General features: G+C 61.6%; 9 protein-coding genes. 7 read left to right on the forward strand and 2 right to left on the reverse strand.

The window, feature by feature from the left end; all coding sequences use genetic code 11:
* The 3 genes from GY725_19015 to GY725_19025 all read left to right on the forward strand — a co-directional run.
* Nucleotides 1–229 (forward strand): coproporphyrinogen III oxidase (locus GY725_19015; protein MCP4006278.1); only part of this gene is annotated, 229 nt, incomplete at its 5' end.
* 88 nt (nucleotides 230–317) lie between these two features.
* A complete protein-coding gene (locus GY725_19020; protein ID MCP4006279.1) occupies nucleotides 318–761 on the forward strand; it encodes a hemerythrin domain-containing protein in 444 nt (147 codons plus the stop codon).
* 162 nt (nucleotides 762–923) lie between these two features.
* A complete protein-coding gene (locus tag GY725_19025; GenBank protein ID MCP4006280.1) occupies nucleotides 924–1,427 on the forward strand; it encodes a flavin reductase family protein in 504 nt (167 codons plus the stop codon).
* A gap of 18 nt (nucleotides 1,428–1,445) precedes the next feature.
* On the opposite strand, the gene GY725_19030 is transcribed toward GY725_19025, so the two are convergent.
* The gene (locus GY725_19030; protein MCP4006281.1) at nucleotides 1,446–2,807 is read right to left on the reverse strand and encodes an aspartate aminotransferase family protein; all 1,362 of its coding nucleotides are present in this window, start codon (nucleotides 2,805–2,807) and stop codon (nucleotides 1,446–1,448) included.
* A 223-nt stretch (nucleotides 2,808–3,030) separates the two neighbouring features.
* On the opposite strand from GY725_19030, the gene GY725_19035 reads away from it, so the two are divergent.
* Genes GY725_19035 through GY725_19045 form a run of 3 tightly spaced genes read left to right on the forward strand, consistent with a single transcriptional unit; the run spans nucleotide 3,031 to nucleotide 5,686 of the window.
* On the forward strand, nucleotides 3,031–4,275 hold the full coding sequence (locus tag GY725_19035) for an acyl-CoA dehydrogenase (protein ID MCP4006282.1): 1,245 nt from the start codon (nucleotides 3,031–3,033) through the stop codon (nucleotides 4,273–4,275).
* 19 nt (nucleotides 4,276–4,294) lie between these two features.
* The gene (locus GY725_19040) at nucleotides 4,295–4,717 is read left to right on the forward strand and encodes a nitroreductase family deazaflavin-dependent oxidoreductase (protein ID MCP4006283.1); all 423 of its coding nucleotides are present in this window, start codon (nucleotides 4,295–4,297) and stop codon (nucleotides 4,715–4,717) included.
* 60 nt (nucleotides 4,718–4,777) lie between these two features.
* Complete coding sequence (locus tag GY725_19045) at nucleotides 4,778–5,686, forward strand: DMT family transporter (GenBank protein ID MCP4006284.1); 909 nt, start codon at nucleotides 4,778–4,780, stop codon at nucleotides 5,684–5,686.
* Nucleotides 5,687–5,701: 15 nt separating this feature from the next.
* On the opposite strand, the gene GY725_19050 is transcribed toward GY725_19045, so the two are convergent.
* Nucleotides 5,702–6,928, reverse strand: coding sequence for a hypothetical protein (locus GY725_19050; protein MCP4006285.1), 1,227 nt, complete (start codon nucleotides 6,926–6,928; stop codon nucleotides 5,702–5,704).
* A 392-nt stretch (nucleotides 6,929–7,320) separates the two neighbouring features.
* On the opposite strand from GY725_19050, the gene GY725_19055 reads away from it, so the two are divergent.
* Nucleotides 7,321–9,414, forward strand: a complete 2,094-nt coding sequence (locus GY725_19055) for a hypothetical protein (GenBank protein MCP4006286.1) — start codon at nucleotides 7,321–7,323, stop codon at nucleotides 9,412–9,414.
* Nucleotide 9,415: the final 1 nt, after the last annotated feature.

Here is a 9,415-nt window from a genome sequence, read left to right on the forward strand (position 1 = left end):
ACGGGCCGACGAATACCGCGCGGTGTTCGGCAAGGAATTCGCAGATGTCTACGCAGCCGAAATTTCATCGCTGGCCGAACAGGAGAGCGACGGACTCGTGGAGATCGGAAGCGACGGCAGTGTGAAGGTCCTGCCGCTCGGCCGGTTGCTCGTGCGCAGTATCGCAGCCGTATTTGATGCCTGGCTCGACAAAGACCCCGCCGGCCGGGCCTTCAGCCGCGCGGTCTGACGGATCTCTCGAGCCTGATGGCGGTCATACCGCAATCGGTACAAAGGGCGTAAGCTTATGGCCCTACGGTAAAGCGGAGAATGGACGAATGAGCCCATCGGAACGCACACCGCCCCCATCGCTGGATCAGATCCGCGAGCAACACCTCGCACTGGAACAAACGACGAACCAGCTTCGCGATGCGCTGGAGAACCCCGCACCGGAGGCCAAACAACGCGCTCTGTTCGCAGAAGAACTGGCGCGTTTCGAAGTCAGCCTGAACGAGCATTTCGCCCTGGAGGAAGACGGCGGATATTTCGCCGACGTTCTCGCCGTGGCTCCGCGCTTGAGCGCCCGCGCAGCTCAACTGGAGCAAGCCCACAAGGACTTGTGCCAGCAACTCGCCCGACTCCGCACCCGGACGAAGAACCCGGACAGTCCTTGGGAAGACGTAGCCAAGGCCTTGCGCCGGTTTTTCGCGGAACTGAAATCCCACGGCTCTGCAGAAGACGACATGGTCCATGAGGCGTTCATGAGGGACCTGGGCGGCTGACACGCAGTCGATCGCGCCTCGGCGACGGCTTGCGTGAACCCGTCGAACGATGGCAGGGTGGCTCATCGGTCGCGCATCTCCGCGCGAAACCCGAACGGCGTGGCCGAGGAATCATCCCTACGACGAGACCCTACGACGAGAATCTGGAGGACTGATCCGGAAATGGACGCCCAGGAAAAGAAAACCGCACTGCGAATGATCCCATACGGACTCTACGTTCTTACGGCTGAATCCAAAGACGGCCGGGTCGCCGCGTCCACGATCAATTGGGTGACCCAAGCTTCGTTTGAGCCTCCCCTGATCGCCGTCGGCGTAAAGGCGGACTCCGGCGCGCACGACCTGATCAAGGAATGCCGCAGCTTCGCACTCAACGTACTCGCCAAAGAGCATAAAGATCTCGCCTTCTCGTTCTTCAAGCCGGTCGAGCGAGAGGGAAACACGATCGCGGGACAGCCCTTCACGATCGGCGAGACGGGCGCACCCGTTCTGGATGCCGCGGCTGCAATCGTCGGCTGCAAGCTCATCGATACACTCGAGCGTGGCGACCACTCCCTCTTCCTGGGCGAAGTCGTAGAGGCGCGCGTTCTGCGCGAAATCACCGGCCGCGCCGATCAGGAGACCCTGGTACTCGCCGACCTGGGCGACTCGGTCTTCTACGGCGGCTAGCTGCGTCGATACACGGAGTCAGGCCAGATCGCGGATCGAGTCGATGACGATATCTGCGATCTGGTCGGCCTCCTCGGCCGACGTGCACAGCGGAGGCGCGATTCCCACGCACTCCCAGAGCGCACGCACGATCAATCCGCGTTCGTAACAACGACTGGCGACCGCAGCGGGAAAAGCCATCGGCTTGCCCCCGACAGGATCGAGAGTTCCCGGCTCAGAACACTCAATGGCCGCCAGCATCCCGATACCGCGGATGTCCGCAACATGGGAGTGCGAACCGAGTCCCTGGTGGAGTCGCTTGCGCAGGTGCTCCCCAACATCGCGCGCATTTCCGACCAGGCCTTCGCGCTCGACGATCTCGATGTTCGCCAGGCCTGCAGCGCATGACGCCGGATGGTTGTTGTAGGTCAACCCGAACATCAGGGGCAGACCTTTGGGACTCTGATCGCGAATCGTCTCGTAGACGTGATCCGAAAGAGCAACGCCACCCAAGGGCAGATACCCGCTCGAAATACCCTTCGCGAAGCAAAGCACGTCCGGGAAGATGTCCCAGTGTTCCATTCCGAACCAGCGCCCCGTGCGTCCGAAACCGGTGATCACTTCGTCGAGCAGTAGCAGGACTCCGTGTCGTTTGCAGATTTCGGAAAGACGCGAATAGTAGTCGGCAGGTGGCGCAATGATCCCACCAGTCCCCATCACCGGTTCGACGATGATCGCTGCAACCGTTTCCGGCCCCTCTCGCAGGATCGTCGCCTCGACGTCTTCGGCACAGGCGAGTTCGCAGGCGGGATGAGTCTTGCCGTACTCGCAGCGCAAACAGTACGGGGCCGCGGTCTCGACATGCTCCGGGTCGGGCGGTGCCATGATGTGGTACACGCCAATCCGCGTCGCAGATCCGGCCGCTCGAGTCGCTCCGTGATAACTGTGACGACGCGAGAGAATCTTGGTCCGCTGCGGCTGGCCCTGCACGGCGTGGTAGAGCCGTGCAAAGCGAAACGCCGCCTCGTTCGCATCGGAACCTCCCGTCGTGAACATCAGATGCCGGAGGGTTCGATCTTCGGGCAACAACTCGACGACGCGTTGCGCCAGGCGAATCGCAGCCTCGGAGGAAAAGTCCCAGAACGAGGGGTAGTACGCCAGCTCGCGCATCTGTTCAGCCACCGCGTCCGCGATCTCGGTACGCCCGTGCCCGACGTTGATGTTGAACAAGCCCGAGAATCCGTCGATCACACGCCGACCGTCGCCGATTTCGATCCAGATGCCCTCGCCTCCGGTAACGACTCGGGGACCTTTCGTCTCGTGCTTTCGCAGCTCGGTGATCGGGTGAATCAGATGAGCGCTGTCGAGATCGATCAGCTCCTGAAGATCCGGGTGAGTCATTTTCGCCGTCCTCTCGTGAATGCCCGAGCAGTGAATGTCCCAGCATAATCCTTCGGGAACTGCAGAGGGAAACCGATTTCCGGTGGCCCTGAACTGGACTCGATTGAGGAATGCACATCCAAAATGATAGGGTGCGGCGATCGAACCCGCGCCTGTGGACAACCAGGCCCGTGGACTACCCGAAGAGCAGAAGAGCAGGAGAGGTGAGAAAAACCTTATGGCCATGAACGTACAGTCGATTGCGTCGCTTCCCGATCGCATCAATGAGATCCGCCTGCTGACGGCCGAAATCGTCAACCGCGAGATCTTGCCCAACGAAACTACTCTATGGCGCCGGCGGTCCGGGAAATCGGGCAGCGACGAAGAGCGCCAGAAGGCCCGGGAACTGCGCCACGAGATCCAGACGAAGGTCAAGCAGGCGGGGCTCTGGGCACCGCATCTTCCCGAAGAGTACGGCGGCTGCGGACTGACCTTCCTGGAGCATGCGTACATGAACGAGGTGCTCGCCTACGCGATCGGTGCCGCTTCGCTATTCGGTGTGGTTGCACCGAACTCCGGAAATCAGAAGATCCTGCTCAAGTACGGCACCGAGGAACAGCGAAAGAAATGGCTCGTGCCCCTGACCGAGGGCAAGATGCAGTCCGGCTTCTCGATGACGGAGCCCGATAGCGCGGGATCCGATCCGCGTTCGATCAAGACCACCGCACGCCGCGAAGGCAATGAGTGGGTCATCAACGGCCAGAAGTGGTTTACGTCCAACGGCATTGCTGCGGACTTCCTGATCGTGATGTGCCGCACCGACGACCCCGACGGGTCCGAAGACACCAACGGCAAGATGACTCAGATCATCGTTCCGACCGACACGCCCGGCGTGAACATCGTGCGCGGTATCGAGGTCTGGGGCCAGAGCAGCGACCACGCCGAGGTGATCTACGACAATGTGCGGGTGCCGGCAGAGAACCAGCTCGGCCAGACCGGCTCCGGCCACGCAGCCGCCCAGGATCGCCTGGGTGCCGGGCGCGTCTACCACTGCATGAACTCAGTGGGCCAGATGTGGAGAGCATTCGATCTGATGGTAGAACGCGCGAACTCTCGCGAGGTGCACGGCGGCCTGCTCAAGGAAAAGCAGTTCGTCCAGGGCTTCATCGCCGACTCCTACATCGACATCCAGACCTCGCGATTGATGACGATCCACTGCGCCGAACAGATGGAGAGCGGAGCGGATGCGCGAACCGAGATCTCGGCGCTGAAGATCTATGTACCCGAGGCGTACTCACGCGTGGTCGATCGAGCGATCCAGGTCTGGGGCGCGGCGGGCGTCACGGGCGATCTGCCGCTGGCCGGCATGTACCAGGGGGCGCGTACACTGCGACTGGCCGACGGACCGGACGAGGTGCACAAGATCCTGGTCGCCAAGAACGTACTCAAGCGCTACGCGAGCGGTGAGGGATGGGACTTCGGCAACTAATATGGCGAATTTCTCAGAGATCCCCTGGATCGCGGAACACATCGAGTTGTACCGGAAAGACCCCGAGAAAGCGCATATCTGGGATTCGACACCATTGGGGGGTCCGGGAGATCTCCCGACGCTACTACTCACGACCACCGGCCGGAAATCGGGAGAGCCGCGCTCTCTCCCGCTGATCTACGGAAACTTCGGGAACGGTTACGTGGTGATCGCATCGAAAGGCGGCCTGCCCGATCACCCTCTCTGGTATCGCAACCTCAAAGCGACACCCGAGTGCGATCTGATGGTGGGAGCCAAGGCTGTTTCGGCTCGCGCCCGCGTCGCCGAAGGTGAAGAGCGCGAGCGCATCTGGACTCAAATGGTCGGGATCTATCCGCCCTACGTGGACTATCAGAAGGCCACGGAACGCACGATCCCGGTGGTGGTACTCGACCCGGTCTGAGACGCCCTGAAATTCTTCTTGCCAAGCCGGATTTCTCGCCGAGTTCCGGGCGAGACTGTCATGCCAGGCGAACATCGCAGAGGAATCCTGTGGGCTGTCGCCTCGGCGTTCGGCATCGCGGCTTTTGTGATCCCGTGGAAGATCGCAGCCAGCCATGGCTCGACGGCGACGAATACTCTCGTCCTGCTGGTCGCCGCGGCGATCTTCAACAGCTTGCTGACCGTCTATCGCCACAAGTCGATCCCCAGATTCAGCCGCTTCGATCTGGGCGTCGCGACGGCGCTGGGAAGCTTGACACTGCTTGGAAATCTCGCCAGCGCGACCGCAATCAAGTTGATCTCGCCTGCTCTTCTGACCGTCGTGCAGCGCAGCGAAGTCATCATCGTCGCATTGCTGGCGTGGCCGATCATTGGCGAGAGGATCGACCGGCGTTTCTGGGCGGGCGCAGCGATCGCCATCTGCGGACTTCTCCTTTTGAACGATCCGCTGGCCGCCGCAGACCTGCGAACCACCGGAATCTTCTGGGCCGTTGCTTCGGCTGTGTGCTTTGGTTCGATGGCCGTCGTCACGCGCAAGACCATCCAGCGCATCGACCCGGTGTCGGTGAATGGGCTGCGACTCTGGTTGGCGGTGATGCTCTGGTTCATCTGGAACGGATTTCCACCTGAACTGGCCGAGATCTCCAGCGCACAGGTGGGCTATGTGAGCCTCGCTGCGTTCTCCGGACCGTTCCTGGGTCGCCTGTGCCTGATGAACTCGGCGAAATACGTCGAAGCCCGCATCACGACGCTGGCAACATTGGCCGCTCCAGTGCTCACACTGGTACTCGGATATCTGATCCTTTCGGATCTCCCGACCTCGAGAGAAATCCTGGGTGGCACGATCATGCTGATCGGGATCTCGATCCCGCTGCTGGGACTGGCGCGGGCACGAAGGGCCAGGCCGCCACCATCGAGCGAAGCGAGCTGAAATCGGCCTTCGGTTTCAGGTCCGAAAGAGCTTCGACGCGTGTCGCAAGCGGCGAAAATCCGGGCCAGCGTACGTGTTCTTTTCGAAAACGTCGTCGAACCCGGCGAGCGTTGCGAGTTCCGGCGGGTTCCTGTCGAGGATCGCCGGATCGATGTCGCGATAGGAATCGTAGGTGCGCAGAGTCATGCGACTGTAGGTAGAGTGCAGGGTCACGCGCTCACCCGGTGCGGTGCGTTCAGACTGCGCGTGCCAGGTTGCACCATCCCAGATCGCAATCGACCCCTTGGGCATCTCGATCGCAATACTCTCGTCTCCACCCTCTTCCGGGCCGGGGTGGCGACGCTTCCGCTGGCTTCCCGGAACCACCCGCGTCGGCCCGACCTCGAGCGCCCAGTCCTCGAGCGCCCAGCAGGCGGTGCACTGCTGGGGATGCTCAGGAAACGGCTCGCGCATCAGATTGTAGTCGCTGTGCATTGGAATGAGCGGAACACCCGCGGGCTTTCTCTGCCCCAGGAGCTGCGCGAGCAGGAAGCCCTTGCCGCACAGGACTTCGGCCAGACTCATCAGCTGGGGTTGCAAAGCGGCTTCCTCGAAGATGCGCCCGCGCTCCAGCAGCATCGCGGCAGGACGCGGTGCGTGCTCGTCAATGCGCTCCAGGATCGTGGCCCGAAGTTCATCTACAAACCCATCGGAGACGGCCCGCTCCAGAACGGTGTAGCCCTGCTCGAGCAGTTCCTTTGAATTGCCCGTGAGCCCCTGCCGATCCAGACGGTGGGCCAGATCCGGGTTGTCGACCGTGCGGGGAGCCAGGTCGTCGTGCAGCCGAGCCAGCACGGGCATCAACACGGGCGCAGGGGGCTGACCGATAAACTCGATCGCGTCGCGGCCCGCTCGATGCACGTTCTCGCGTTGGGCGCGCACTGACGCGCGCGTGTCGCTGCCATAGACAGTCCGGGAGAGAGGCAGGACGGCGGAGTACGGGCCGTGGATCCGGAAGTCGGCGTCGTCGATGATTCCCGCCCCGACGCTGACACTGGCTCCGTCGAAGCGCGCATGCCACGCGGCCAGATTCCCGGGACGAGCCAGATGCGGAGGCGCGTCGGTATATGACTCACAGAGGCTGAAGCGAATACCATCGAGAGCGGAACCCGCCTCCGCAACAGCGCGTTCGAGACTCTCGCGCGCAGCGTCTACCCAGGCATCGGAAGCGAATTCGATACGGTCTGCGAAGTCTACTGGCATCGGCCCTCTGTGAGACCGATCACGGCCCGCACTTGTGAGGCTCCCAGCGTCTCACAAGCCACTTCGCGGATGCAAAGCCGGGTCAAGCGTAGACGGGTCGCTGTCGCGGCGAGCAAACGCTCCGCCCGATCCGGATCCTACTTGCCCTTCTTCGCCCCTTGCTTCTTGGCCTTCTTTTCTTTCGCCGAAAGCTTGGGTTTGTTGGACTTTGCGGAGCGCCCTTTGTCTTGACCTTTGGCCATGAATCAATAGTACACCGTTTACCGCGCGTGGCATAGGAGCGGGACTACGCGAAGAGATGATCTGTGTCGGCGTCCCGATTTCTCGTATACTCCGCTCCCGCTGGCGCGGGACACAGCGAACAGCTCCCAGAACCACCACGGAGGGTCGAGGTGACCGCAGACGGGACGTGCCAGGCTCCGCGGGCTGTGACCGACCGGTTGCGGCGGCGGGAAAACGCCCTGTTCGTGGGGTTGATTGCGGCGCACCTAGTGCCGATCTGGATCTCCGGGGCTTTCCTGACCCAGGATGGACCCACTCATGTCGCCACCGCGAGCAGTCTGCTCAATTTCAACGACCCGGCTCTTCCGATCATCCGCGCTTTCTTTTTCTTCAACGGGCAACTCTTGCCGAACTGGATCGGGCACCTGCTGCTCACGGCCTTTTCCCTGGTATTCCCGCCGCTGATTGCAGAGAAGGTTCTGGTGAGTGCTTTTGCCGTGCTGCTTCCTGTGAGCGCGCGCTACGCCTGCCGGGCCTTTGGAGAGGATCGCGGATTCCTGGCGTTGTTGATATTCCCGTTCATCTACACGCTGCCGCTGCAACTGGGCTTCTACAATTTCTGTTTGAGTACGGTCCAGTTCTTCTTCCTGCTGGGCTACTGGTGCAGGTACGAACACGACTTGACGCTCGAGCGGGCAGTTCCTCTTACCGGGCTCACGTTGCTGCTCTATTTCTCACACGGCTTTGGCACGATGGCGACTTGTTTGATCTTCTTCTCGATCGTCGGCTGGATGACGCTCGGAGAGTTCAAAGAGCGCCTTCCGGAAGGTCGTGTGAAGGCGCTCAGGGCTGCTGCGTGGCGACCCTTGGGAATCACCCTGTACGCGTGCCTGCCTCTATTCCTACTGGGCGTCTACGTCCTGATCAACCGGGAGGTCGGCGGCACTCCGGGAACACACCTCGGCTTCAAGCAGCTCGCTGTCTGGCTGGCCACGACGGTCACTCTGGTGGTCCACGACCCGGGCATGGTCATCTACACGCCGCTGGTGTCCGTCGTGTTCTCCCTGGCCCTGATCCTTACGGTGACCCGCAAGGTGCGGCAGAACACCTGGCATCGCTGGGACGGGCTGTTGTTCGCGACATTCGTGGCAATGATCGCCTACTTCGTCATGCCAGGTCAGTTCGTCAACAAGTGGGCGAATATTCGCTTCATGCCCTTCATCTTCTTCACAGCATTGCTCTGGCTCGCGGCCCAACCGCACGAGCGCTGGATGCGAATCTGCGTGATGGTCGGCTCGGTCCTGATCGCCCTGCCCGGCCTGACGTTTCAGACGTTGTACCGAATCGAACTGGCCGACTACGTGGATGAGTTCCTGTCGGCAAATGAACTGATCGAGCCCAATTCCACGATCGTGCCTCTGATATTCGCGAACGACCGCGTGGAGGGTGGACGCCGGATCTCCATCAACACGCGCCCGTTCCTGCACGCAGCCGGCTATATCGCAGCACAGAGAAACGGCGTGGAGTTCAGCAACTACGAAGGCACCGCCGGCGTGTTCCCGCTCAGCTTCTACCCGGAGGTCGACCCCTACGACCATTTGAGTGCCAATATCGAATGGCTGCCGTCGTGCCTCGACGTCACCCGCTACGAGAAAACCACGGGAATGAGCGCGGACTACGTCCTCTGGTGGAACCCCCTACCCGCAATGGAACGAGATCCATGCATGGCAAAGCTCAAACAACTGGTCGCGAAGGCTTACACCCTGCGCTTCGAATCAGCGGGGCACGGCCTGCTCAAACTGTACGAGAGAACCGAGCGATTGCCGCTACCGGAGACCGATTGGGAGATCAGCGAAGCCTTCGATCCATCCGTGAAGCAGCACCCGGAAACACTGAAACGATGGCGGCGATTGCCGATCAGCGCAGTGGGAGTCCAGGGCGGGCTGGACCTGAACCGGGCCGCGCCTCTTTCCGCCCGCGAGCCGCGCTGCGTGTACTTGCGCCAGGTGATGGAGATGAAGCGCAACGTGACGGGTGTCCTACGGATCGCATCCGGCGACCCGTATGCAATCCTGCTGGACAAGCAGTTCCTTGGAATGCAGAAGACACCTCCGGTGTTTCGTCTGGATCAGACGCCGTTGCGCGTCGACTTCCCACTGGGGCGAAACTCACTGTACGTCAAGGCGTGTAGCACCGATACGGAATGGCGATTTGCGCTGCGCTATCCCGCCGAGGTGCTCAAATACCGGACACTCGTTCGCTGAT

It is taken from the genome of bacterium, from assembly GCA_024226335.1.
In the GTDB taxonomy this organism is placed as follows: domain Bacteria; phylum Myxococcota_A; class UBA9160; order SZUA-336; family SZUA-336; genus JAAELY01.

What these genes read in the sequence shown, in the direction of transcription:
- GY725_19035 (MCP4006282.1), top strand. Translation starts at nt 3,031, where the DNA reads ATGAACGTACAGTCGATTGCGTCGCTTCCCGATCGCATCAATGAGATC.
- GY725_19025 (MCP4006280.1), top strand. Translation starts at nt 924, where the DNA reads ATGGACGCCCAGGAAAAGAAAACCGCACTGCGAATGATCCCATACGGA.
- GY725_19045 (MCP4006284.1), top strand. Translation starts at nt 4,778, where the DNA reads ATGCCAGGCGAACATCGCAGAGGAATCCTGTGGGCTGTCGCCTCGGCG.
- GY725_19050 (MCP4006285.1), bottom strand. Translation starts at nt 6,928, where the DNA reads ATGCCAGTAGACTTCGCAGACCGTATCGAATTCGCTTCCGATGCCTGG.
- GY725_19020 (MCP4006279.1), top strand. Translation starts at nt 318, where the DNA reads ATGAGCCCATCGGAACGCACACCGCCCCCATCGCTGGATCAGATCCGC.
- GY725_19030 (MCP4006281.1), bottom strand. Translation starts at nt 2,807, where the DNA reads ATGACTCACCCGGATCTTCAGGAGCTGATCGATCTCGACAGCGCTCAT.